We start from the raw sequence: 23,884 nt of genomic DNA, 5'->3' as shown, positions 1-23,884 counted from the left end.
GGCAGTACTTTTTCCTAGGTGACAACCACGAGGAATCACCTACATCATGAAAGACCATCAGCTCAAAGCCCTGATCCAGGTCGCCGAGTCCGGCTCGATCCGCGCCGCCGCGCGCGCGATGAACCTGAGCCAGAGCGCGCTCACGAAGGCCTTGCGGGAGCTTGAGGAAGATGTCGGTGCGGAGTTGCTCACGCGCAGCTACCGAGGCATTGATTTCACGCCCGCTGGCCACGCGTTGCTGGTTCGCGCACGCCTTGCGCATGCGACACTCGATAAGGCACGAGAGGAGATCCGCGCCCTGCGCGGTGGCGCCGGCGCGCGCGTAGCCGTCGCCCTTACACCGCTGGTGGCCGCGACGGTCCTACCCCCAATCCTGACCGAATTCCGCCGCACGCAACCGGATGCCACCCTGAGCCTGGAGGAAGGACTGCTGACCCAGGCCCTGCCGGGCCTATTGGAGGGCCGGCTCGATTTCGCGGTCGCACTGGCTAACCCGGAAGATCTGCCTTATGAGGTGAGCTTCGAAGCGTTGGCCGAGGTCCACGCCGCCCCCACCGGCCGTCTCGGCCATCCGTTGGCTGGCGCTCAGACCTGGACAGAACTCAAGGGCGCAAACTGGGTCCTGAACCTCAGCGACGGAAGCATGGGCAACCACTTCTTGCGATGGCTGTCGGCCAACGGCATCGACACGCCCAAACACATAATGGCCTGTGCCTCGCTGACACTCATGCTCGAACTGATGCGACGTACCGACTACATAGGCTTCGGGCCAACAGCCCTGCTCAGCGACCCCATGTTTGGTGCCGGACTGCAGCAACTGTCCGTTACTCCCCTGCCCCCGCCTATGTCGCTCGGAATCCTCAGCTTGCGCGGAACTCCCCTGGGGACGTCGGCAAAAGTACTGGCAGGGCTGTTCACTCGCCGCCTTCGGCAATGAGGCCGGTTCAAGGTCGCCGCCTCGGCGACTCCGAGTCCACACCTTCATGCGAATTTTGGGCTGGGAGCCCCGAAAACAGACGATCCTTTCACTCTTGAGGATCGATGCCTTTGCGGCGCAGCCCCGAGTCCACCTGGACCAGCGCCCCGACAAAGCCGAGGCGCAATAACTACCCGAGATTGGCGTTCGCAATGGATCGGCAGGCGCCATCAGGAACGGTTCACCCGCTCGGTAGCACCCGGTTCACTCAGCACGGTCTCACGACAGTCGGCCCACCCCTGCGCGACCTGCAGACGGGCAAAAGTCTGGCGCCCTTGGTAAACTCGCACGCCGTTCTTCTTCATACCGATCTGCACGGTACAGCGGACTCTAAGCGCGGCAGATTGCATCACCGCCCATAGAGAACGCCACGCCCGGGAGCAAGCCGGAAACGCGACGAGTCAGATGTCTCTAGAATCAGCCTCAAACCCAGCAATCACGCGCCCTGCGCTGTCCCGCCGCTTTTCCGTGGCACCGATGATGGATTGGACAAACCTCTAGTATTTTCTTTTCAAAATCATAGACTTGCTTAACTAAAAAGGTTTGATTAAGCAATTTTTTTGCACTGCGTCGTGACAGAAGCGATATACACCTGCAGCCCAGCTTTCCGCAGCGCGAGGAGGTGTCGCGTCATGAACATAGGCATCGTCACCCTATTGCCGCCGCACGATGGCTACCCTGGCATGGAGATCACCTGGCTCGCGGACCGTCGGCAAACCTTCAACCAGGGTGTGAGCTTCGCTCAGACCTCGCTCGATAAACCTCGCAGCGGCTAGCTCCGAGCAGCGATGATCGCCGAGCGCGACCACCAACCCCGCTCTATCGAACGGCGTGCATTCGAAGTGGGCTTTCTCAGCCGCACTCGCCAACGCGCCTGCTCACCCCGACAGGGCGACGGGTCCGTTAAGGCGGTGGCGCTGTATCTCTAAGCAGGCACTGAGCCAGCGCTGCCGCCGGCTCATCCCTTGTGCCGCAGGCGAGCCCTCCTGACGCAAAGAGCAGGGGCTCCCTCAAAATCAAGAATACGGAAGGTTTCCACCCGGCTGCTGCGCGGGATGGTGCCGCTGACCCTATCTTTTGTCACCTCAGGGCAGTATTTGACTCAGCGAGACCGGCGGCAAATAGCACCTTTCAGCGCTAATAAAACAGCTCTCCTTCACTGCGTATCGATGAGGAACATTCACCGACAACAGGACCCAGGATAGGCTTGCAAACACACAGACAAACTGCTCGGTCGATTTGAACGGATTTCGAATCCAATATCTACGTCATATTTTCAACGACCACCAAACCAAGCTACTGATTTAAAAGAACATCCATGCAACAAAATTAAGCAAGACGCACCATGTTTTGGGGGAGCAATTCCCCCACATTTCCCCCAACACAGCCGGCGGCATACGCGAACTGCTCCCACTCAAAGATGGCTAGTAGCGACCCGATTGATGGATTGGACGGCTTAAAGATCTCAGATCAAGGCTTTAGAGGCTTTTGCCAGAAACTCCAAACCATCCGTACCATTTTCTTACCACCTATCTAACCCAGAAGATCTGCCGTATGAGGTGAGCTTCGAAGCGTTGGCTGACGTCCACGCCGCCCCACTGGCCGCCGCGACCACCCGATGCCGGGTGCTCGGACATGGGCGGAACTCAAAGACGCCAACTGGGTGCTGAACCTCATCGAGGGGAGCCTGAGCAACCACTTCGTGCGACGGCTGGCGACGCAAGACATCGAGACGCAGAGAAACATCGTGTCATGTGAAGCTTTAACCCAGACGCATCGAGCTGAGGCGCCGAACAGCCAACATCGGATTCGGCCCACCAGCCTTGCTCAGCGACTCCTGCCTGGCGCCGGCCTGCAGCAATTGTCCATTACCCCCCTGCCGCCTATGTCGCTCGGAATTCTCAGCTTGCGTGGAACTCCCCTGGGGACGTCGGCAAAGGTACTGGCAGGGCTGTTCACTCGCCGTCCTCGGCAATGAGACCGGTTCAACGTCGCCGCCCCCCGGGGGCCCCCAAGGAGCATGCCGCCTGAGCAACAACTGAGCAGACTCACATGGCGACTGGGCACTTGCCCAATTCCTGCTCGAGATGCCGTCAGCGCATCGCCAACGGGTCGACCAGTCCGGCCGCGATGGCCATGCCGACCAGTTCCGCCAGGGTCTCGGCCTGCATGCGCTTCATTACTCGCGAGCGATACAGGTCGACCGTCTTGACGCTGATCTCCAACTGCTCGGCCACTTCCCGATTGGTGTAGCCCCGCACCAGCGGCAACAGGACATCACGTTCGCGGGGAGTAAGGCTTTCCAGTCGTGCCTGCACCTCGGCCAAGCGGGTGTCGTGACGCACGGGGGGCGCGCGCCGGCTCAACGCCTGCTGCACGCTGTCCAGCAGCAGCTGCTCGTTGTAGGGCTTCTCGATGAAGTCCACCGCGCCCGCCCTGAACGCCCGCACCACGATGGGCACATCGGCGTGCCCGCTGACGAAGATCAACGGCAGCTCGATGCCGCGTTGGCGCAGTTCTTCCTGTACGTTCAGGCCGCCCATGCCTGGCATACGCACGTCGAGCAGCACGCAGGCGTTGCGGTCTGGCTCACAGGCATCGAGAAAGGCCCGTCCACTGGTGTAGGGCAAGGCCTTGAGCCCGACCGACTCCAGTAGCCAGACGGTGGAGTCGAGCATGCCCTGATCATCGTCGACCACATAGACCAGTTGTTCCTGTTGTTGCGGCATCGATCACTCCGAATGTTGTTCTGTACGGGCCAACGGCAAACGGCACTCGAGGCACAAGCCGCCGCCCTCGCCAGCTCGGGCCTCGAGCGAACCGCCGAAACCCTCGATGATGCTGCGACTCATCGACAGTCCCAGCCCCAGCCCATCGACCTTGCTGGTGTAGAACGGGGTGAATATGTGCTCGAGCTCGGCCTCGGCCACCCCGCCGCCCTGATCCTGTACGCGAATGCACAGTTCTCCGGCCTGCTCCACGGCAGACAGCTCGATGCGTGAGGGCCGCTCGGAATGGGCCTCGCGGTTGGCCTCGATGGCGTTGCGCAACAGGTTGAGCAAAACCTGCTCGAGCAATACCCGGTCGACATAGACCAGCGGCAGATTGTCCGGTAATTGCTCCTCGATCGCCACCTGGCAGCTGGTTGCCTCCCAGGCGCAGAGTCGCACCGCGCCGCGCGCCACCTCAGCCAGATCGAGGGCCTGCATGCGCCGCTGGCCCTTGCGCAGAAAGGCCCGCAGACGTTTGATCACCTCCGCCGCGTGATTGGCGTGCTCGGTGATACGCGTCAAACCCTGGCCGATGCGTTCGCCGGCCTGGGGGTTGTCGCCCAGGCTCTGCAGATAGCGCTGACTGGCGCAGGCATAATTGACCACCGCCGCCAGCGGCTGGTTGATCTCGTGAGCAATACCGGACGCCAGTTCGCCAAGGGTCACCAGCCGTGCGGTATGGGCCAGCTCGTCCTGATGCCGGCGCTGCTGCGTCTCGCGCAACTCGCGCTCGCTCATGTCCCGCGCGACCAGCGAGTAGTAGCGCTCGCCTCCTGCGGCACGGTGGGCCAGCAGCACCAGCGATACCGGCAGCGAGCCCCCGCCAGCCGACGGCTGCAGGCGCGAGTCGACACTCCACACCCCGGACTGTTCGGCGGCGCTCCAGCCCTCGCGTGCCAGTCGCGCCAGATCGTCGCGGGGCAGTATCTCGGCCAGCGACGGGATCGGCTGCTGCTCTGCGAGCCGCAGCGCTCGGCGCGCCGCCGGGTTGAGATAGGTGACACGCGCCTGCGAGTCGATGAACAGCACCAGGTCGGTATTGGCCTCGACCACCTCGGCCAGCCGCCGTCTGTTTTCCTCGGCCTGCACCCGCGCGGTGATGTCACGCGACACGCTGACCACTTCGACCACCGCACCGGTATAGGTTTCACGTATGCCCCGGCAGGCCGTCTCGAACCACAGGTAGTGGCCGTCGCGGTGACGGATGCGGTAGGTCATGGTGTGGTAGCCGTCTTGCTCCAGCGCATCGCGCGCGCGCTGCACCTGATGCGCCAGGTCGTGGGCGTGGAACAGGCCCTGGGCCAGTTGCCCGCGCAACTCCTCCGGCCAATACCCCAGCAGCGTCCAGGAGGCTGGCGAGGCATCGAGAAAGCGACCGTCCGGGGTGTGCCTGGATATCAGGTCGGTGGTGTTTTCAGTGATCAGCCGGTACAGACGACGCGCCTTGGCCGCCTCGCGCTCGGCCACCACCTGGCTCGTGGCGACTCGACAGCGGGCCAGCACCCGCTGCGCCTGGGGATCAGGGATGAAGGTCCAGACCAGGACCTGCTCAGCGAAACTGGCCTCGACCTCCTCGATGGCCCGCTGCTGGTTGAGGCTGGCACGAACCAGCGCCTGGTGATTCACCGGCAGGCATCGCAGCACCTCGCCCAGGGGGCTATGCGCCAACAACTTCAACAACGCCGCATTCAGCTCCAGCGGCCGCGCCTCGGCATCCATCAATAGACTCGGCTGGGGGTCATAGCCGAGCAGGGGCGAACCGCGCAGCATGTCGCCAGACAGCGCGGAGAGGGTCTGCAGCAGTGCCTGGATCGCGCCCATCCAGTCCTGGCTCACCCCCTCGCGCACCTCCACCAACAGCACCCCGTCCTGCCCCGCCTGCAGTGCCAGGCAAAACGCCTGTCCCGCATCGATGGCGGCGCGCCGCAAGCGCCCGGACAGCCAGCAGTCGAGTTGCCGGACTCGCGCCAAATCGAGGCATCCCTCGGTCGCCAGGCATTCGAACAACGGCCGATCACTGGCCAGCAACGGATCGCCCTGCCCGGGCGGAAGGTGCTGGCCGCTTCCCTCATGACTGTAGGTTTGCGTGCCGGGCTGCCAGCTCAGGTAGAAGGCCTGGCGCACTTCGGGCCAACCCAGCAACACCTGGCATAGCGCATCTGCGCGGGCAGCCAGGCTGACACCTTCACGTTGCAGGCGCAGCCAGGTATCCAGGCGAACAGGGCTATGGGTCATGGGGACTCCGCGTTTAGGTGGAGCAGAGCATACCGCCGGCTAGGAAAAATGGCTTTATCTCTCTATCAACTAGAAGATAATATAGTGTTTCTACTATACGACTACGGTATATATTCCATAGAAAGTCGTTATTGGTATATAAAGTACACCTGACAACGAGCCGACCTTTCCGAGCGAGCCGGGCGGGTCAGAAACAAAACCAATAATCAGCCATCGGGTGCCTAGCATGTCGATCTATGAACAGGGTCTTGCCCCTGCTGCCGTGAACCACGTCGCCCTCACCCCACTCAGCTTTATCGAGCGCACAGCCAGTGTGTACCCGCAATACCCCGCGGTGATTCATGGGTCGATTCGCCGGACCTGGGCCGAGACCTACGCCCGCTGTCGACGTCTGGCCTCGGCGCTGGCGGGGCGCGGTATCGGCAAGGGAGACACGGTGGCCGTGATGCTGCCGAACATCCCGGCAATGCTCGAGGCACACTTCGGTGTTCCCATGATTGGTGCCGTGCTCAACACCCTCAACGTGCGCCTGGATGCCGAGGCCATCGCCTTCATGCTGCAGCACGGCGAGGCCAAGGTGCTGATCACCGATCGAGAGTTCCATCAGGTCATACGCTCGGCCGTCGCTCTGCTCGAACAGCCGCCGCTGGTCATCGACGTCGACGACCCCGAGTACGGCGAGGGCGAGGCTGTCAGCGAACTCGACTACGAAGCCCTGTTGGCCGAAGGCGATCCGGACTTCGCCTGGCAATGGCCGGCGGACGAGTGGCAAGCCATTTCGTTGAACTACACCTCCGGCACCACGGGCAACCCGAAAGGCGTGGTCTACCACCACCGCGGGGCCTACCTGAACTCCCTGGGCAACCAGATGACCTGGGCCATGGGCAATCATCCGGTCTACCTCTGGACCCTGCCGATGTTCCACTGCAACGGCTGGTGCTACCCCTGGACCATCACCGCCATGGCCGGTGTGCATGTGTTCCTGCGCCGGGTCGACCCGCAGAAGATCCTCAACCTGATCCGCGAACACCAGGTCAGTCACCTGTGTGGCGCCCCCATCGTGCTCAATGCACTGGTTAACATGCCGGAATCGGCCAAGGCGGCCATCGATCACCCAGTCAACGCCATGGTTGCCGGCGCCGCCCCGCCGGCCAAGGTGATCGGCGCCGTCGAGGAAATGGGCATCAAGGTCACCCACGTCTACGGGCTCACCGAGGTTTATGGTCCGGTCACCCTGTGCGCCTGGCATGCCGAATGGGATGAACTGCCACTGGAGCAACGCGCTGAAATCAAGTCTCGCCAGGGCGTGCGCTACGCCACCCTTGAAGGCCTGATGGTGGCGGACCCCAAGACGCTGGAACCAACGCCGCGCGATGGTCAGACGGTCGGTGAGGTCTTCATGCGCGGCAACACGGTGATGAAGGGATACCTGAAGAACCCCGCCGCCACCGCCGAAGCCTTCGCCGGCGACTGGTTCCACACCGGCGACCTGGCCGTGTGCCACCCGGACGGCTATGTGGAAATCCGCGACCGCCTCAAGGACATCATCATTTCCGGTGGCGAGAACATTTCCACCATCGAGGTGGAAGGTGTGCTCTACCGCCACCCGGCCGTGCTCGAAGCCGCAGTGGTCGCGCGCCCCGACGAGAAATGGGGCGAAACGCCCTGCGCCTTCATCACCCTCAAGGCCGAACACCTGAGTACCCCCGAGAGCGACATCATCGGTTTCTGCCGTGAACACCTGGCCGGCTTCAAGGTGCCGCGCACCGTGGTCTTCACCCTGCTGCCCAAGACCTCGACCGGCAAGGTGCAGAAGTTCGTCCTGCGCGACATGGCCAAGGCGCTGTAACCCCGGGCCGCCGCTGCGATACCGGCGGCCCGCTAACCATCCGTTTCACAACAACAAGAAATCGGCACGTATCCGAGGGGTACGGCCGTGCCTACGGAGGCAATCCTGATGCAACTGATCAAGCGCAAAGACGGTGCTGAACAACCCTTCTGGAAGATGGGCCCTTTCAAGCTGCGCCTGCCGTTCATTCACTACCGCTGGGAAACCGCGGAGATGTTGCAGGCGCTGATCATGTTCGTGGTCAGCCTGGCGATGATTCCCCTGCTGGAAAAGTACCTGGGCCTGCCCTACGACGTCGCCCTGGCCTACGTGGTGGTCTGCGGCGTCGGCTTCATGCTGCCGGCGCTGCTCGGCGTCCCCCTGGTGCCCGGCTGGATCACGCCTGGCATCCCGGTGGTGCTGCTGTTCCTCGGCAACTTCGAACCGGGCCCGCAGGCGATCCAGGCGCTGTTCGCCCTGCAGTTTCTGGTGTTTCTGATCTTCCTGTTCCTCGGCGCAACCCGCCTGGGCAGCGTGCTGGTGCGCCTGATCCCCAACTCGATGAAGGGCGGCATCATCATCGGCGCCGGCATCGCCGCGCTGATGGGCGAGATCTCCAGCGGCGGGCGCCTGGCCAACACCCCCATCTCCCTGGTGTTGGGCACCCTGATCTGCCTGTACCTGATGTTCTCGGTGTCGTTCAAGGGACTCACCGAGCGACTGCCGATGGCGCGCAAAATCGTCAACTACGGCATGGTCCCAGGCATGTTGCTCGCGATCTTCATCGGCATCGCGGTCGGTGAATACAAGATGCCGGACATCCGCTTCGGCATCACCGCCCCGGCATTCGGCGAGATGTGGAACTACCTGCCGTTCACCGTCGGCTTCCCCGATCTGGAAGTCTTCCTGCTGGCCGTACCGACCGCGGTGATCGCCTACATCATTGCCTTTGGCGACATCATCGTCGGCCAGTCGCTGATGCAGCGCGCCGATGAACTGCGTACCGACGAGAAGATCGACAACAACATCGACCGCATCCACCTTGTCACCGCGTTGCGCAATGCCCTGCACGCGTTCTTCGCGCCCTACCCTGGCCTGGCCGGACCGCTGTGGACCGCAGTTGCCGCGACCATGGCCGAACGCTACAAGTACGGGCGCAAGGCCATGGACTCGATCTACAGCGGCGCCGGCACCTTCTGGATCACCGGCTTCATCGCCCTGTTCGTCCTGCCGCTGGTGAGCTTCTTCCAACCGGTACTGCCGATCGCTCTGTCACTGACCCTGATGCTCACCGGTTATATCTGTTTGATGGTCGGCTTCGAGCAGTTGAGCAACAACACCGAGCGCGGTATCGCCGGCACCATGGGCGTGGTTCTCGCCGTGTACGGCGCAGGCTGGGGCCTCGCGGCCGGAGCAGCGCTGTACATCCTGGTGGAGCGCACGCACCTGCTGCGCTTCACCAGCAGCGCTGCCACCAGCCCTAACCCTAAAGCCGACTGAGCCTGAGCGGGCCCGCCTGCGGGTGGGCCCCTCGTTAATCCCTGCGCCACTGACCAGTGGCGGCTGCCGCAAAGAGACTGCCATGCCTGAATTCAATGCCCCCCTGCGCGACCTGCATTTCGTCCTTCATGAAGTCTTCCAGGCCCCCAGCCTGTGGGCACGCCTGCCGGCCCTGGCCGAGACCGTGGATGCCGAAACCGCCAGCGCGATTCTCGAAGAAGCCGCCAAGGTCACCGGCCAGCTGATCGCCCCGCTCAACCGCACCGGTGACGAAGAAGGGGCCCGCTGGCGGGATGGCCAGGTCACCACGCCGAGCGGTTTCAAGGAGGCCTATGCCACCTACATCGGCGGCGGCTGGGTCGGCCTGTCGGGCAACCCACAGTACGGCGGCATGGGCATGCCGAAAATGCTCGCCGTGCAGTTCGAGGAGATGCTCTACGCCGCCAATTCCAGTTTCGCGCTCTACTCGGCTCTGAGCGCCGGCGCCTGCCTGGCGATCGACGCCCATGCCAGCGAGGAACTGAAAAGTACCTTCCTGCCGCCGATGTACGAAGGCCGCTGGGCCGGCTCCATGTGCCTGACCGAAGCCCATGCCGGCACCGATCTGGGCCTGATCCGCACCCGCGCCGAACCCCAGGCCGACGGCAGCTACCGCATCAGCGGCAGCAAGATTTTCATCACCGGCGGCGAACAGGACCTGACCGAGAACATCATCCATCTGGTGCTGGCCAAGCTGCCGGATGCGCCGGCCGGCCCCAAGGGCATCTCGCTGTTCCTGGTGCCCAAGAAACTGGTCAACGCCGATGGCAGCCTGGGTGCCAGCAACGCCGTGAGTTGCGGCTCAATCGAGCACAAGATGGGCATCAAGGCCTCCAGCACCTGCGTGATGAACTTCGACGGTGCCAGCGGCTACCTGGTCGGCGAAATCAACCGGGGGCTCGCGGCGATGTTCACCATGATGAATTACGAACGCCTGTCTATCGGCCTGCAGGGCATCGGCTGCGCCGAGGCTTCCTACCAGAACGCCGTTAGCTACGCCCGTGAGCGCCTGCAAAGCCGCGCACCGAGCGGCCCGCAGGCTCCTGAAAAGAGCGCCGACCCGATCATCGTGCATCCCGATGTGCGCCGCATGCTGCTCAGCATCAAGGCCATGACCGAGGGCGGGCGCGCCTTCGCCAGCTATGTCGGGCAACAACTCGACCTGAGCAAGTTTGCCGAAGACGCCGAGGAGAAACGCAATGCCGAGGCCCTGGTGGCGCTGCTGACCCCGGTGGCCAAGGCGTTCTTTACCGACAGCGGTCTCGAGAGCTGCGTACACGGCCAGCAGGTGTTCGGCGGCCATGGTTACATCCGCGAATGGGGCCAGGAGCAACTGGTACGCGACGTGCGCATCGCGCAGATCTACGAAGGCACCAACGGCATCCAGGCCCTCGACCTGCTCGGGCGCAAGGTGCTGGCCAATGGCTGTGCCTCGCTGTATCTGTTCACCGGCGAAATCCGCAGCTTTGCCGCCTCCGGCACGCCATTCTGCGACGAGCTGCTGGCCGCGACCGAGCGCCTGGAAGGCGTCAGCGACTGGCTGCTGGCGCAGGCCAAGGACAATTCCAACGAAGTCGGCGCCGCCTCCGTTGAATACCTGCACCTGGTTGGCTATGTCGCCTATGCCTACATGTGGGCACGCATGGCGGCTGTCGCACAGGCCAAAGCCGAGGCAGATGAGTTCTATACCGCCAAACAAGCGACGGCGGCTTTTTACTTCTCACGCTTGCTGCCGCGGACCCTGGCCCTGGAGGCCTGTATCCGCGCCGGCAGCGCCCCACTGTTCGGCCTGAGAGCCGAACAGTTCTGACGATTGAGCGTTGCGCGGAGTTCTACACCGAGGCTCCGCGCTTTTTTATTCCAGCCCTAGCGGGTACAGGCACGCGTCAGCAACCGCCACTTCCGCCCGGGCAGCAAGAAGCCGAAACAAGGCCACACGACAGGCGTGGACGTCGCCAGGAGAGCCAAGGGCGGCGACGCTGCATGCCAGCCAACGGCGACCCGGTCGCCCGCGGCGCACAGCCCGGGCCCGCGCCACCACTACCCCAGGAGATCCACATGCATGAAGTGGTAATAGTTGGTGCCAGCCGCACCGCCATCGGCAGTTTTCAGGGCACGCTGAGTCGTGTCCCCGCAGTCGAGCTGGGGGCGACGGTGATCCGTGCCCTGCTGGCGCAAAGCGGCCTTGCCGGCGAACAGATCGATGAGGTGATTCTCGGCCAGGTACTCACCGCCGGAGCCGGACAGAACCCAGCCCGTCAGGCAGCGATCAGGGCCGGGCTGCCCCATACGGTACCGGCACTGACGCTCAACAAGGTCTGCGGCTCCGGTATCAAGGCGGTCATCCTCGGCGCCCAGGCGATCCGCTGCGGCGACGCCGAGGTCATCATCGCGGGGGGGCAGGAAAACATGAGTCTGGCCCCCTATGTTGTCGAGCAGGCGCGCTCGGGTCTGCGCATGGGCCACGGCAAGCTGGTCGACAGCCTGATCGAGGATGGCCTGTGGGATGCCTTCAATCAGTACCACATGGGCATCACCGCCGAGAACCTGGCCGAGCAATACGGCCTGTCACGCGATGAGCAGGATGCCTTCGCCGCCCTCTCGCAGCAGCGCGCCTGTGAGGCCATCGAGTGCGGACGCTTCGAGGCCGAGATCATCCCGGTGCAGATCCCACAGAGAAACGCCGCTCCCCTCCAGTTCAGAGTCGACGAACAGCCGCGCCAGGGTACGACCGTACAGGCCCTGAGCAAGTTGCGTCCGGCCTTCAAGAAGGACGGCAGCGTCACGGCAGGCAACGCCTCGACGCTCAACGACGGCGCCGCCGCGGTGTTGTTGATGAGCGCAGCAAGAGCCGCCAGCCTGGGGCTACCCGTACTGGCGCGCATCAAGGCCAGCGCCAGTGCCGGGGTCGACCCGGCAATCATGGGCATCGGCCCCGTCTTCGCGACCTGCAAGGCGCTCGATAAAGCCGGTTGGAGCCTGGAGCAACTGGACCTGATCGAGGCCAACGAGGCCTTCGCCGCCCAGGCCCTGGCGGTCGGCAAGGAACTGGGCTGGGATACCGACAAGGTCAACGTCAACGGCGGCGCCATCGCCCTGGGGCATCCGATAGGCGCTTCGGGTTGCCGCGTTTTGGTCAGCCTGGTCCATGAGATGGTCCGCCGCGACGCCAAGAAAGGCTTGGCCACCCTCTGCGTCGGTGGCGGTCAGGGCGTGGCCCTGGCTATCGAACGCACCTGAGCCACGTTTGAGAGCCGCCCTCCTGCCTGCTCCGGGCCAGTTGACCCGACTACAGCCCACCTCCTGATCGAGGACCATTGATGCGAACCCTCACCACCCTGGCGGGCAACAGCCAGAAGCTCGACGGCGGCGCCATGTTCGGCAATGCCCCCAAGTTCCTTTGGCAGCGCTGGATGGCGGCCGACGAGCAGAACCGTATCGACCTCGGCTGCCGTACCCTGCTGGTACAGGAGGACGCACGCAACATCCTGATCGAGACCGGCATCGGCGCGTTCTTCTCCCCGGAACTCAAGGCGCGCTATGGCGTGCAGGAGGAGCATCATGTGCTGCTCGACAGTCTTGCGAATGCGGGCCTGAGCGACGCGGATATCGATATCGTGCTCCTGACCCACCTGCACTTCGACCACGCCGGCGGCCTGCTCGCCCCCTGGGCAGCAAACCAGCCACCACGCCTGTTGTTCCCCAATGCCCGCTTCGTCACCGGCCAGCGCCAGTGGCAGCGCGCGTGCAATCCACACCCGCGCGACCGCGCCTCCTACATCCCGGAACTGCTCAAACTGCTGCGCGAAAGCGGAAGGCTGGATCTGCTGGAAGAAACCAGCAGCAGCGAGTTGCTCGGCGACGACTGGCGACTGCACTGGAGCGATGGCCACACCCCTGGACAACTGTTGCCGGAAATCAACATGCCCGCCGGACCGGTAGTTTTCGCCGGCGACCTGGTCCCCGCAGCACCCTGGGTTCACCTGCCCCTCACCATGGGCTACGACCGTTTCCCCGAAGGCCTGATCGAAGAGAAGGAACAACTGCTCGACCACCTCGTCAATCATGGCCGGATCATCTTCACCCATGATCCGCAAGTCGCCGTGGGCCGGGTAATGCGCGACGACGTAGGACGCTACAGCTTGACCGATGTCTCGGCGCAAGTATGCGCACTGACTGAGTAGTTGACGGCTTAGGTCGAAGCCGTCGAACCAACTACCTGGGGCAGCCCCCGCACCGGCGTTTTGCGAGGGCTGTTGCCCTCTGTTCCACCCGCGAGGTGCGCCAAGGCTGAACTCGAATCCAGCATTGTCCTGCCCCAGAGGCAGTCAAGCTAAGCGCCTTGCTGACAGTTACGGCAGCACGCAGCCGCCGTCGGCCACTTAATTGACTTACCTCTGTATAACCAACTCAGGGCAATATCTGACTCAGCGAGACCGGCGGCAAATAACACCTTTCAGAGCTAACAAAACAGCTCTCCTTCACTGCGTATCGATGGGGAACATTCACCGACAACAGGACCCAGGATAGGCTTGCAAACACACAGACAATCCCGACACAAAATAGTTTCATTGTTCTTGTTTTCATGCTCGACCTCAGCACTATCTAATAATCGTTAGATAAACATCTGAAGCCCCGCCTCAAAATAAGGCAAAGCCTCGATTCAAGCCTAAGCAGTACGGTCGTTGCCCGCCTCCTCCAAACAGACTACTTCCAGAAGCTCAGCGTGGACTTAGTAGAGCGCCCCAAAGCGCAGCCCCACTCAAGCCCGGCGCGCGTAAAAATCATCGATGGCCTTCTTGAATTCGGGACGCGCCGCGCAGTCCAGGAACGCCTGTTCCTCAGCCCGCAATTGAGCGTCAAGGTTTCTTTCAGGAGCGGCACGCAGTAGCTGCTTGAGGTGGGCCAGCGCATGTGGCTCATAAGAGGCAAGGCGACACGCCATTTCGGCTGTGGCCTCAATTAATTGCTCGGCAGGAACCACTCTATTCAGCAGACCTATACGCAATGCCTGCTCGGCGTCAAAACTCTCCCCAAGCAAGGCTATTTCCATGGCCTTGCGCAATCCGAGCAAGCGCGACAAGCCCCATGAGGCACCGCCATCACAGCTTGCGCCGATAGCGGTATAGGCAAAATTGAACCTGGTTCCTTCGGCAGCGATCGCCAGGTCAGCGCCCATCATCAAGCTCAGCCCGGCTCCCGCCGCAGCACCGTGCACGCTGGCGATCACCGGCGCCTTCATACCCGCGAGCAGCTGGACCGACTTATGCAAAGGCGCGATCAGTGCGGCAGCAGCCGACTCCGGGTTGTCGCGCAGTGCCTGCAGATCGCCTCCCGCCATGAAGGCGCGCCCCATGCCCGAGAGAACCAATACCCTGACGGCGTTATCAGTCGCGACGCTTTGACAAGCATCGTGAAAGGCACCGGCCATCTCTAAATTCAGTGAGTTGAGGACCTGCGGACGGTTGAACCGCAGGTAAGCGACAGCACCTTGATACTCGACTATGAGGGGTGAATCGGCCATCGCGGGAACTCCTTAAGTATTTCCGGAACAATCAAAACCGAAGAGCATTAGTCGAGAGTCCTATTGCCGGATACAACACCGCAACAGAGAACTTCCTCGACGCTTCAAATACCCCTTCACATCGAGGGCCTTGTCAATTTCGTGCATTATCAAGCCGCGGCCGTACTCGGCAATTGCTTGGTCGTAGTGCGCCGGCGCTTCAGAAGTGAAAATCCGATTAAAGGAATAACTGCGCACCCGAGGGCCAGCCAGAGTAATGGGCTAAAGCCCTCCCCAATCAGCTTGCCTGCCAGCATCGGCCCGGCGATTGAGCTAAGAGCGAATGCGGCCGGAATCAACATGATCGAGCGACCAGAGGGGTCCAACCGGGCAACGGCCGCGGTTTGAAAGATGCAGCCCCAAGTGAACCCCACTTCCCAAATCCAGGCGCCAAAGGCATACGGCAGAAACCCTTCGGCCTTGCCGAGCAGCAACAGGCCAACGCTGATCGTTACAAATGTGAGCAGGTAGGGTTTACCAAGGCTGAGGCGAGTACCGGCCAGCGCCAGTACAAGCGCCGCGGCCCCTCCGAGCAGTTTCAGGACAGCGAAAACGATGCCCAACTCAGTCGGCTGTAAGGCCAGTGCATTGCCGAACCGCTCAAGGAACGCCCACAAGCCGATCTGGCCCGTACCGAATAGAAAGAAAAGAATCAGTGCGGTGTAGGCGGCGGGGGGTAACCTAAAGCTTGCAGCAAGCGACTGGTTCGTTGCGGCAGGCTTGGCGAGATCACTTCGCTGCGGCAGCACAAACGCACTTGCACTTAGTACAAGGATGATGGCGGCTAGAAACAACGCTGCGCCCGAGTACTGAAATCGTGCGATCATCAACGATGGCAGGCTGAACAGCACCACAGCCACCAGCGCCAGTTCGATCCCTTGACGCAAGCCAAGCGCACGCTCCTTATCCGCCATTTCAGCCATGATGCGCAGCCCAAGGCAGGTCATCAGTGCTGAAAAGAATCCGAGCAATACCCATAGCGGCAACTGCGCTTTCCCCGGCATCTGTGACGATACCAGCAAAACAAAGGCCGCGCCGCCGGCACACCCCAGAGTGAGCCAACGCCAGTTCAGGCGATCCATGCACACTACTGATAGCAAGGTGCCGAACAGATAGCCGGCAAAACAAGCAGAACCAAGGGCGCCGAGGTGCTCGGTGCTGAAGCCAAAGGTATCGGCCAGCGAGCCGAGCAATACGGGAAGTGTATTGAACGGCAAGCCGCCGATGGTGGAGGCGAAGCTGGCCGCCAGCATGACATACAAGGTCTTGTGGCCCCTCATTGTCTTCGCCCCTTCCGGCCCTAGGCCAAACTAGCGCTGACCGACCGTGATGATTTCGCGGCGTTCGGCCATGCTTGGCGGCACGCTGACCTCGTCCATAAAGAACTGCTGGTACCACTCGCGCAACTGATAGACCGGTCCGTCGCCCTCTGCCAGCACCGGGTTGTTGACCCGCACCTTGTGGCTCCAGATATCCACGTCCTGGTAGAAGGACTCGCGGTTGCGCATCACGTAGTCCTTGGCCAGGGCTTCGTTCTGCTCGTCGCTCCAGCCGGGCACCTTCTTGACCATGCAGCCGAAACGCAGTTCGAAGCTGTTGGCGGTAATCGGTACGTGGCAGTTGAGCAGGATGGAGTGGATCTCCATGCCGTCGAACATGGCGCGCATCCGCGTCAAGTGGGTGGCCGGACCATAGTAGGCGGACTCGGCAACCAGGTCGCCGCCGAGGCGCTCGGAGTCGCCATGGAAGATCTGCTGGGCGATGTGGCCTTCGAACACGTTGGCGAAGTACTTGGTCGGAGTGCCATGCACCGGGCCGAAATGCTGGGCGTCGACCAGGTTATCGACCAGCTCACGCGGGTTGGTCTCGATGATCATCTTGTCCAGATGCCAGGTGTGCATCCACTCATCGCTATCCAACTCGGGCAAATGCGGAATCACCACCTCCGGTGCCGGCGCCTTGCCTTCCGGGTTGTTCCACACGAACAGCAGGTTATTGACTTCGCAGGTCAGCCAGGCGCGAGTCTTGGCCTTCGGCGGAATCCGCTTGCAGTACGGGATTTCCACACATTTCCCACTGCCGTCGTATTGCCAGTGATGAAATGGGCAAACGACCCGATCGCCTTCCAAGGTGCCCTGGGATAGATCCGCGCCCATGTGGGGGCAGTGCGCATCGAGCACCTTTATCTCGCCGGCCGAAGTGGCGAACGCCACCAGGCGCGTACCGAAAACATTCAGTGTGTGCAGCTTACCGTCACGAAAATCGACCGCTTCGCCCAAGCAATGCCAGCCACGACCGAAGCGTGGAGCCAGGACATTGTCGACGGGAATTTCAGCAAGCTTGGTCATCTTATTGTTCCTCTGGTGGATAGCCTTGAATGCCAGTTCGGTTCATCTTTACCGAGAGGAAGGCCGCGCTCATCCTCCGCATGGACTAGAGAAAATCGGACTGGTTCTCAAGAGCTGCCCGCCGCCGCATCAATCCAGCGACGGCCCAGCGTAGAGCGCAGCCAACTGTTCGGGCGAGCTTTCATGGCTACTCACCAGCACGCTGACCTCCGCTGGCCAATCGCTCTTGGCCACCTCCACGCCCTCCTCCAGCCACAAGGACAACATGGCGTCATAGTCGAACGCGATACCGGGATAGGCCTGAAATTGATCTAAGGTCACACGCCGTACGCCTGGGGTGGCAGCGCCCAGTGCCGCGCCGTGGGCCGCGAGACGCAGGGCGAAGCTTTGCACCGCTTCGTCGCCGCGCTTGAACAGCAGCAATTGGCGGCCGCTGACAAAGCTGTCAACGCTCCGCTGCGGGCCAAACAGCAGGCTTTCAACCGCCGCAGCCGGGCGTATGAGTTCGCGAATCATGAACCTTTGCTCGTCCGCTCGCAGAAGGACACCGGCCGGTGAATTGAGGACGTCCTGGCTGCGAAAGCCAGCGGAGACCTCAAACTCGCTGAGGCAATCGAAATCGACCTCGGGATCTGAACAAAGCAAGTGATTACGCACATAGCGCTGAAACGGGAAGTGCCGCATGCCCAGCAGGCAGTGCTGGCTCTCGTAATAATCGCGAAAGGCAATGCGTGACAGATCGGCACGCCGGCTGAGCAGGCAGACCGACTTCATGCTTGGCATCTCCTGTAACCTCGGGGTCAACTGCGGCGCGCAGGGCATGCCGCAGGGACTCAGGTGTGCCGCCAGTCGGGTACTATGCCGTGCTCCAGGGCGAACGGCTGCGCAGCGATGGTCCGTCGTTGGTAGTCGACTGCTTGCTCTGCCGTGGCCAACCAGAGCATCACCGCAGCCGGCACTTCGGGCGGCGCCGAACCGGCGCGCAAGGCAATCACCCCCTTGTCTCCGATGGTGGCCTTGAGCGCTTCGGTGGTTACCACCCCAGGATTGATCGTGTAAGCACGAATCCCCGACTCGCCCAGTTCCGTAGCAAGTACGCCGGATAGACGCGAAACGGCAGCCTTACCAGCACCGTAGGCATAGCCCCAGCCCCCCTTGCCCGCCGCCACAGGCGGATCGCTCTCGCCGGCACCGGAGGTGACATTGATCACCACGCCCCCGCCCTGCTCCAGCATGCCGGCAACCACGGCACGGGTGAGCAGGAACGGGGTCAGCACATAGCCCTGGAACACCCGTTCCAGCGTTTCGGGCTGCAACTCCAGGAATGGAAGATTCAGGTCGCTGCCTTGGTAGATGGCGTTGTTGACCAGCACGTCGACGCGACCGAACTCGGCGAATACTGCGGCGCTAGCGGCATGGACAGAGGCACTGTCGAGCAGGTCCATAGGCACGACCAGCGCCTTGCGCCCGAGGGCGCGGATCTCTCCGGCGGTAGCGTTAAGGCTACCGGGCAGTGCTGAGCCGTCGGCGTTACGCAGTGAGTGGGCATGGCTATCCCCCTCATCCAGGGTTCGTGCGCTGATTGCGACATCGAACCCGGCTCGAGCGAAAGCCAATGCCGTTTCCCGGCCAATGCCGCGACTGGCGCCGGTAATGAAAGCCACCTGAGTCATGATCACTCCTATCTAAAGACCTTCAGAAGCGCGCGGGACGCGCCATGGCGTCCATGCCGCCGTCAGCGAAGAAAACGCCGCCATGAATGAAGCTGGCCTGATCCGACAGCAAGAACCCGACCAGTGAGGCGATCTCTTCGGAATGACCGGCACGCCCCAAAGGCGCGACAAACTGGCGAACCGCCTGACCGAAGCGTGCGTCATCGAGAGCAGCCTGGTGCAAAGGTGTCTCAACGGCACCGGGCGCCACCGCATTGAGCCGAATGCCCTGTTTGCCCCAGGTGACGGCGCGCCGCCGAACGTCGCAGGTAATGGCGTACTTCGAGCAGGCGTATGCCACATGCGGCTGGTTCAAGCTATTGGCAAGCTCCAGGGCCTGGCTCTCGTTACCCGCCAGCATGGCCTCGACCATTGGTTGCTGCTCGGCATTGGCCATCGTCGAGGCTACCGAACCGATGACCACGGCCGCAGGACTCGAGCCATTGACCAAGGCTGATGCCAGGCCGTCGAGCAGCTCGCTGACGCCAAAGTAGTTCACCGCCAACATAAGGCCACTAGAGGGCGCAGTTACGCCTACCCCGGCGCAGCAAACCAATCCATCCAGCGTCCCACCGCTACGCTCAAGTACAGCTGCAATAGCCGCCTGACGTCCTGCATGGTTGGACAGATCGGCGATGACGTCCGCCTCAGCGCGATCGATTCCGATAATCCGATGCCCTGCGGCACGCAAAGTTGCGCAAACCGCGGCGCCTATTCCGGAAGCGGAACCCGTAACAGCTGTAACTGGCATCATGCTTCTCCTTAATCAGGTGAATCTCAAGTTCGCAGTACCGGCCTAGGACTCACCGAACGCGGAGGGTTGGCCAGGCGGCATCGAACTGTATTTGATTGAGGTTTAAGTATTTGCAGCAGACTCGAGCGATCGCATCGTCTGCCCGGACTATGGCGTGTGCCACAGCGCTCGAATCAGGGTGAATGATCCATGGCCAGAATGCACAAGCCCCAAGCGCGTATAGCGCCCGGGGCTTGTCGTTTGCAGCAAAGAAATGCGCCTTCTAAGCGGCCCCTTAGGCACTTCGGCGCGCGGGTGGAACAATCTGCAACCCTGGCTTCTCGGCATTACCCAACGTCGCCAGGGGGGGTGACTTTCCCAAGGCGACCACGCTGTTTAGCATGATGCGCACCAGTTCGGTCTGGCGCCGCACACCGGTTTTGGAAAAGATCGAGCGCAGGTGCGCACGGGCTGTATTTCGACGAATGTTCAGCGCCTCGGCGGCCTCCTCCAAAGAGAGGCCATTGGCCAACTCCATGGCCAATGCAGTTTCAGCACGGGTCAGATTGAATAGCTGCTTGGTGATGACTTCGCTGGCCAGCGATTTACCGACAGCGTCACGGATGTATACAACTGCTGCAGGCTTGCTCTTGCCCTCCGCCCACTCCAAGGAGGGGATTGTCTCTACGACCAAGCCGAGACTGACCTGGCCCGACGGGCGCGCCACCGACATTGCCTCGGCTGAACCTCCGCCCTCATGACTTTCTTTGGCGAAAGCATTGCGTATTAACTGCTGAAGCTCACGATTATCACTTGGGTAGGTGGCCTCCAGTCGACCGCCCACCAGCTTCAAACCATCGGAGGCGTCGAGAATTTCCTGGGCCACAGGATTGATCCGCAGCACGCTGCCATTTTCATCGAGCACGATAGTCGCGACGGACAACCGACTGATCGCCTGGGAATACAACTCGCTCAGGGATTCACTGCGATCGAGCAAGTTGTGCATATGCAGAGCGCGACGTATGTGAGGCAGGAGCATCTGGCAGAACGCGCGTTCTTCAGCCGAGAAGTTCGGGGCAGATTTCGGCCGGGTGATACGAAAACGCAGCTTGCCGCCATCGGGCGTGGAGATATCTGCACCCATCACGTGATAAACGCCTTGCGGTGCACAGTAGCTCTGAAAGTAAGCCGACCGATCCCATTCGGAGCGGCTCATGACGTCATCGACGGTGAACACCTGGTCGGGCGGTTGATTGGTGAACGGCGTCTCGGCCTGGCGATAGACCTGATAAGTCACTTCCCCCTCGCCGGCTATTTCCCCGGCGACAATCATCAGACTGAAATCAGGCTGATCGGGCACTCTAAGGATCAAAGTGACGTAGTTGGCCTGGTACAGCGTGCGTAGATGGCGCAGTGTCTGCGCCATCTGCTTGGGCTCTATCGCACCGTCATAAATCTCGCCTATGACCCGATCATATTCGCCCAGGCTCATCCCCATGCCCTGCAGAACTTGCTCGCTCAAAGTGGGTTTCTCCATACGTGTTCACCTCACCTGAATCAGCCACATAAGCTGATCCTGCTGCTGTTTACCCTCGGTCAGGATGGGTCTAGCTGTGGTTGACCAATAGCTAGAAGCATACTCTCCTCGCCTGCGCCAAGTGGCAAGATTGCCCAACGTACAGCGGGCCGCCTCTTGCCAGATCGGGGCACGCAGCGTAGACGCTGACGGCTCAACTCACGACGCTTGGAAGGTCGACACTTTTGGCCAGAGGTTTCTGTGCAGCCAACTGCGTTTGCTGCGAGTCGCTCACCTGTTTCGCCTTGACCGCCACCAATGGACGGCCACGGTTAAACCAGGCAGCCAGCGCTGGCAGCAGGAAAATTGCCCCCAGCACGTTGACCAGGAACATGAAAGACAGCAGCACCCCCATGTCAGCCTGGAACTTCAATGGCGCAAAGGCCCAGGTACCGACGCCGATCGACATGGTCAACGCGGTGAACACTGCCGCCGTGCCGCGTTGGCACATGGCTTCGTAGAAGGCCTGACGGAGATCAGCCCCCTCCGCCATCTCATGCTGAATACGCTCATACAGATAGATTCCATAGTCCACGCCAACCCCAACCCCCAGGGCCATTACCGGGAGCGTCGCGACCTTCAGCCCGATACCGAGCAGAGCCATCAACGCGTTGCACAGAATCGCTACGATGGCCAGGGGCACCAGAATGCACAATACGGCACGCAGCGAAGCAAAAGTCAGCCAACAGAAAAGCCCTACCGAACCGAACAGCGCTGACAGCATGAGAATTTCCGCACGCTTTACGGCCTCGTTCGAGGCCGCCATCACCCCGCCATTTCCTCCCGCCAGCAGGAACTTGGCTTCGGGAACCTGTACCTCGGCAATAACACGCTTGGCTTCCTTGAGCACATGGGACAGTGTCGCCCCCTCATGATCAGTGAGGAACACCAGAATCTGCATCTGCTGGCAGCCGTCAGTAACCAACCCATCATCCGGCAGATAGGCGCGAGAACCCTGGCTCAAGCCCCGGGAAGAGCCAGGAATAGCGGCCCAGCGCGGGTTGCCTTCATTGTTGCCGGCAATCACCACCTTCCCCATTCCTGCCACGCTTTGTACCGACTGAACGCCAGCCACCTTGCGCATCTGAAAATCAAAAGCCTCAACCGCCCGCATTACTGCCGGCGATAGACAGGCTTCTTCCGTTCCCTGTGCCTCGACAAACACCGTCAGCACATCGAGGCCGATTGAGTAACTGCTGACGATATTGTGGTTGTCCTGGTTATAGCGTGAGTCCGCCCGCAGCTCCGGAGCGCCCGCTCCGATGTCCCCGACAGCCAGATCGCGCGCCTTGAACGCACCGGCACCCAGCAGGACCAGGCTCACGGCGAAGACCAACAGCGCAGCACGCGGCTCGGCCAGGGCCGACAGTTTCCACCACAGCGGATGCTTGCCCTGGGAGGTCACGGGTCCGAGCTGCAGAGCGCGTCGCTCCAGCGTCAGATGAGTGAGGATGATCGGCAACATCAGCTTGTTGGTGATGATCATCAGCATGACGCCGATGCACGCCGTCACGCCGAGCTCATGCACGATCGGAATATCGATCAGCATGATCACGGCAAAGCCCAAAGCATTCATCAGCAATGCCAGCGAGCCGGGGATGAATATCTTGCAGAAGGCTGTACGCGCCGCCTGCACCGAATCGCTACCGCCGAGAATGTCGTGTTTCCAGGCGTTGGTCATTTGCACGGCGTGGGAGACGCCGATAGAAAAGATCAGGAAGGGCACCAGAATGGACATCGGATCGATACCGAGTCCCAGTAGCGGCAGCAGACCTAGCAGCCACACGACCGGTAGCAGGGCCACCAACAGCGCGACGACGGTCAGTCGCGGCGAACGCGAATAGACCCAGAGCAACAGGGCTGTAATCACGAAGGCCACGAAGAAGAACGCGATGACAACGTTCAGCCCTTCCACAACGTCGCCGACCAGCTTGGCGAAACCCACTATGTTGATTTCGATGTTTTCGCTGCCGTACTTCGCCCGGATATCCTCCAGATGCCGAGCGACATCGACATAGGACACCGGCTTGCCGGTTTTCGGATCGAGGTCCTGCAGGTCAGCACGCACCAGTGCCGAGCGCAGGTCATTGGCAACCAGACGGCCAATCTGTCCGGAGCGAGCGGCGTTGCCGCGCACCTGAGCCAGATCCTCGACAGACCCGGTAAAGCGCGGGGGAACTACCACGTCACCAAAGAAACCGTCTTCGGTAATTTCGATGTAGCGCACATTGGCAGTGAACAGCGAGGTCACGCTGGCCCTGCTGACACCCGAGATAAAGAACACATCGTCGGTCACCTTGCGCAGGGTATCGAGGAACTCCGGGTTGTAGATGTCACCCTCGCCTTTCCAGCGCACGCTCACCAGAAAGCGGTTGGCTCCGGTGAAGTACTGCGAGAAATTCAAGAAATTGAGCATGTACTCATGCCGCACCGGTATCTGCTTGTTAAAACCCGGATCCAGTTGCGTGTGGGTCGCGCTGTAACCCAAGCCCAGGGTCAGCAACAGAAACACCGTCAGCAGGAATTTGCGTTGGGCCATCAGCAGATCAGCACAAGCCTCGACTTTTCGATCTATCCAGGATTTACCTTGCTTCATTGCTAGC

16 protein-coding genes and 1 pseudogene are annotated in these 23,884 nt (G+C 61.6%); 7 read left to right on the top strand and 10 right to left on the bottom strand.

All coding sequences use genetic code 11. The features are described from left to right. Positions 1-46 precede the first annotated feature (46 nt). Positions 47-937, top strand: coding sequence for a LysR substrate-binding domain-containing protein (locus ACSX1D_RS09020; protein ID WP_439861911.1), 891 nt, complete (start codon positions 47-49; stop codon positions 935-937). Positions 938-1,608: 671 nt separating this feature from the next. Then, positions 1,609-1,905 (top strand): annotated as a pseudogene (locus tag ACSX1D_RS09015) (LasR-specific antiactivator QslA). A gap of 1,164 nt (positions 1,906-3,069) precedes the next feature. On the opposite strand, the gene ACSX1D_RS09010 reads toward ACSX1D_RS09015, so the two are convergent. Together ACSX1D_RS09010 and ACSX1D_RS09005 are read right to left on the bottom strand one after the other, a co-directional pair. Then, the gene (locus tag ACSX1D_RS09010) at positions 3,070-3,705 is read right to left on the bottom strand and encodes a response regulator transcription factor (protein ID WP_208709747.1); all 636 of its coding nucleotides are present in this window, start codon (positions 3,703-3,705) and stop codon (positions 3,070-3,072) included. Between the two features lie 3 nt (positions 3,706-3,708). Further along, the gene (locus ACSX1D_RS09005) at positions 3,709-5,982 is read right to left on the bottom strand and encodes a PAS domain-containing sensor histidine kinase (protein ID WP_439861910.1); all 2,274 of its coding nucleotides are present in this window, start codon (positions 5,980-5,982) and stop codon (positions 3,709-3,711) included. A gap of 226 nt (positions 5,983-6,208) precedes the next feature. Here ACSX1D_RS09005 and ACSX1D_RS09000 point away from each other — a divergent pair, with 226 nt between their 5' ends. The 5 genes from ACSX1D_RS09000 to ACSX1D_RS08980 all read left to right on the top strand — a co-directional run bounded on the left by ACSX1D_RS09000 (position 6,209) and on the right by ACSX1D_RS08980 (position 13,533). Then, a complete protein-coding gene (locus ACSX1D_RS09000; protein ID WP_439861909.1) occupies positions 6,209-7,831 on the top strand; it encodes an acyl-CoA synthetase in 1,623 nt (540 codons plus the stop codon). A 108-nt stretch (positions 7,832-7,939) separates the two neighbouring features. Next, on the top strand, positions 7,940-9,310 hold the full coding sequence (locus tag ACSX1D_RS08995; protein ID WP_439861908.1) for a xanthine/uracil/vitamin C permease: 1,371 nt from the start codon (positions 7,940-7,942) through the stop codon (positions 9,308-9,310). Positions 9,311-9,392: 82 nt separating this feature from the next. Beyond that, positions 9,393-11,159 carry an acyl-CoA dehydrogenase C-terminal domain-containing protein gene (locus ACSX1D_RS08990; protein WP_439861907.1) on the top strand — a complete coding sequence of 589 codons (1,767 nt, stop codon included), beginning with the start codon at positions 9,393-9,395 and terminating at the stop codon, positions 11,157-11,159. Positions 11,160-11,407: 248 nt separating this feature from the next. Further along, a complete protein-coding gene (locus tag ACSX1D_RS08985; protein WP_439861906.1) occupies positions 11,408-12,589 on the top strand; it encodes an acetyl-CoA C-acetyltransferase in 1,182 nt (393 codons plus the stop codon). A gap of 80 nt (positions 12,590-12,669) precedes the next feature. Then, complete coding sequence (locus tag ACSX1D_RS08980; RefSeq protein WP_439861905.1) at positions 12,670-13,533, top strand: MBL fold metallo-hydrolase; 864 nt, start codon at positions 12,670-12,672, stop codon at positions 13,531-13,533. Between the two features lie 578 nt (positions 13,534-14,111). On the opposite strand, the gene ACSX1D_RS08975 is transcribed toward ACSX1D_RS08980, so the two are convergent. The 8 genes from ACSX1D_RS08975 to ACSX1D_RS08940 form a co-directional block, all read right to left on the bottom strand. Next, on the bottom strand, positions 14,112-14,873 hold the full coding sequence (locus ACSX1D_RS08975; protein ID WP_439861904.1) for an enoyl-CoA hydratase/isomerase family protein: 762 nt from the start codon (positions 14,871-14,873) through the stop codon (positions 14,112-14,114). A 149-nt stretch (positions 14,874-15,022) separates the two neighbouring features. Then, positions 15,023-16,192: an MFS transporter gene (locus ACSX1D_RS08970; protein ID WP_439861903.1), complete on the bottom strand. Its 1,170-nt coding sequence runs from the start codon at positions 16,190-16,192 to the stop codon at positions 15,023-15,025. A gap of 30 nt (positions 16,193-16,222) precedes the next feature. Beyond that, the gene (locus ACSX1D_RS08965) at positions 16,223-17,260 is read right to left on the bottom strand and encodes a Rieske 2Fe-2S domain-containing protein (protein ID WP_439861902.1); all 1,038 of its coding nucleotides are present in this window, start codon (positions 17,258-17,260) and stop codon (positions 16,223-16,225) included. 129 nt (positions 17,261-17,389) lie between these two features. Then, complete coding sequence (locus tag ACSX1D_RS08960) at positions 17,390-18,034, bottom strand: hypothetical protein (RefSeq protein WP_439861901.1); 645 nt, start codon at positions 18,032-18,034, stop codon at positions 17,390-17,392. Between the two features lie 59 nt (positions 18,035-18,093). Next, positions 18,094-18,933: an SDR family NAD(P)-dependent oxidoreductase gene (locus ACSX1D_RS08955; RefSeq protein WP_439861900.1), complete on the bottom strand. Its 840-nt coding sequence runs from the start codon at positions 18,931-18,933 to the stop codon at positions 18,094-18,096. Positions 18,934-18,955: 22 nt separating this feature from the next. Continuing rightward, on the bottom strand, positions 18,956-19,723 hold the full coding sequence (locus ACSX1D_RS08950) for an SDR family oxidoreductase (protein WP_439862289.1): 768 nt from the start codon (positions 19,721-19,723) through the stop codon (positions 18,956-18,958). Between the two features lie 277 nt (positions 19,724-20,000). Next, positions 20,001-21,242, bottom strand: a complete 1,242-nt coding sequence (locus tag ACSX1D_RS08945) for a helix-turn-helix transcriptional regulator (protein WP_439861899.1) — start codon at positions 21,240-21,242, stop codon at positions 20,001-20,003. 193 nt (positions 21,243-21,435) lie between these two features. Next, the gene (locus tag ACSX1D_RS08940; RefSeq protein WP_439861898.1) at positions 21,436-23,877 is read right to left on the bottom strand and encodes an efflux RND transporter permease subunit; all 2,442 of its coding nucleotides are present in this window, start codon (positions 23,875-23,877) and stop codon (positions 21,436-21,438) included. Positions 23,878-23,884: the final 7 nt, after the last annotated feature.

Source organism: Pseudomonas sp. MBLB4136 (assembly GCF_051904765.1).
Lineage (GTDB): Bacteria > Pseudomonadota > Gammaproteobacteria > Pseudomonadales > Pseudomonadaceae > Aquipseudomonas.
The sequence above is the reverse complement of the archived record's forward strand: the minus strand, read 5'-3'. Positions and strand labels throughout refer to the sequence as shown.

Coding starts and splice junctions, on each gene's coding strand:
- ACSX1D_RS09020 (WP_439861911.1), top strand. CDS start 47: ATGAAAGACCATCAGCTCAAAGCCCTGATCCAGGTCGCCGAGTCCGGC.
- ACSX1D_RS09010 (WP_208709747.1), bottom strand. CDS start 3,705: ATGCCGCAACAACAGGAACAACTGGTCTATGTGGTCGACGATGATCAG.
- ACSX1D_RS09005 (WP_439861910.1), bottom strand. CDS start 5,982: ATGACCCATAGCCCTGTTCGCCTGGATACCTGGCTGCGCCTGCAACGT.
- ACSX1D_RS09000 (WP_439861909.1), top strand. CDS start 6,209: ATGTCGATCTATGAACAGGGTCTTGCCCCTGCTGCCGTGAACCACGTC.
- ACSX1D_RS08995 (WP_439861908.1), top strand. CDS start 7,940: ATGCAACTGATCAAGCGCAAAGACGGTGCTGAACAACCCTTCTGGAAG.
- ACSX1D_RS08990 (WP_439861907.1), top strand. CDS start 9,393: ATGCCTGAATTCAATGCCCCCCTGCGCGACCTGCATTTCGTCCTTCAT.
- ACSX1D_RS08985 (WP_439861906.1), top strand. CDS start 11,408: ATGCATGAAGTGGTAATAGTTGGTGCCAGCCGCACCGCCATCGGCAGT.
- ACSX1D_RS08980 (WP_439861905.1), top strand. CDS start 12,670: ATGCGAACCCTCACCACCCTGGCGGGCAACAGCCAGAAGCTCGACGGC.
- ACSX1D_RS08975 (WP_439861904.1), bottom strand. CDS start 14,873: ATGGCCGATTCACCCCTCATAGTCGAGTATCAAGGTGCTGTCGCTTAC.
- ACSX1D_RS08970 (WP_439861903.1), bottom strand. CDS start 16,192: ATGAGGGGCCACAAGACCTTGTATGTCATGCTGGCGGCCAGCTTCGCC.
- ACSX1D_RS08965 (WP_439861902.1), bottom strand. CDS start 17,260: ATGACCAAGCTTGCTGAAATTCCCGTCGACAATGTCCTGGCTCCACGC.
- ACSX1D_RS08960 (WP_439861901.1), bottom strand. CDS start 18,034: ATGAAGTCGGTCTGCCTGCTCAGCCGGCGTGCCGATCTGTCACGCATT.
- ACSX1D_RS08955 (WP_439861900.1), bottom strand. CDS start 18,933: ATGACTCAGGTGGCTTTCATTACCGGCGCCAGTCGCGGCATTGGCCGG.
- ACSX1D_RS08950 (WP_439862289.1), bottom strand. CDS start 19,723: ATGCCAGTTACAGCTGTTACGGGTTCCGCTTCCGGAATAGGCGCCGCG.
- ACSX1D_RS08945 (WP_439861899.1), bottom strand. CDS start 21,242: ATGGAGAAACCCACTTTGAGCGAGCAAGTTCTGCAGGGCATGGGGATG.
- ACSX1D_RS08940 (WP_439861898.1), bottom strand. CDS start 23,877: ATGAAGCAAGGTAAATCCTGGATAGATCGAAAAGTCGAGGCTTGTGCT.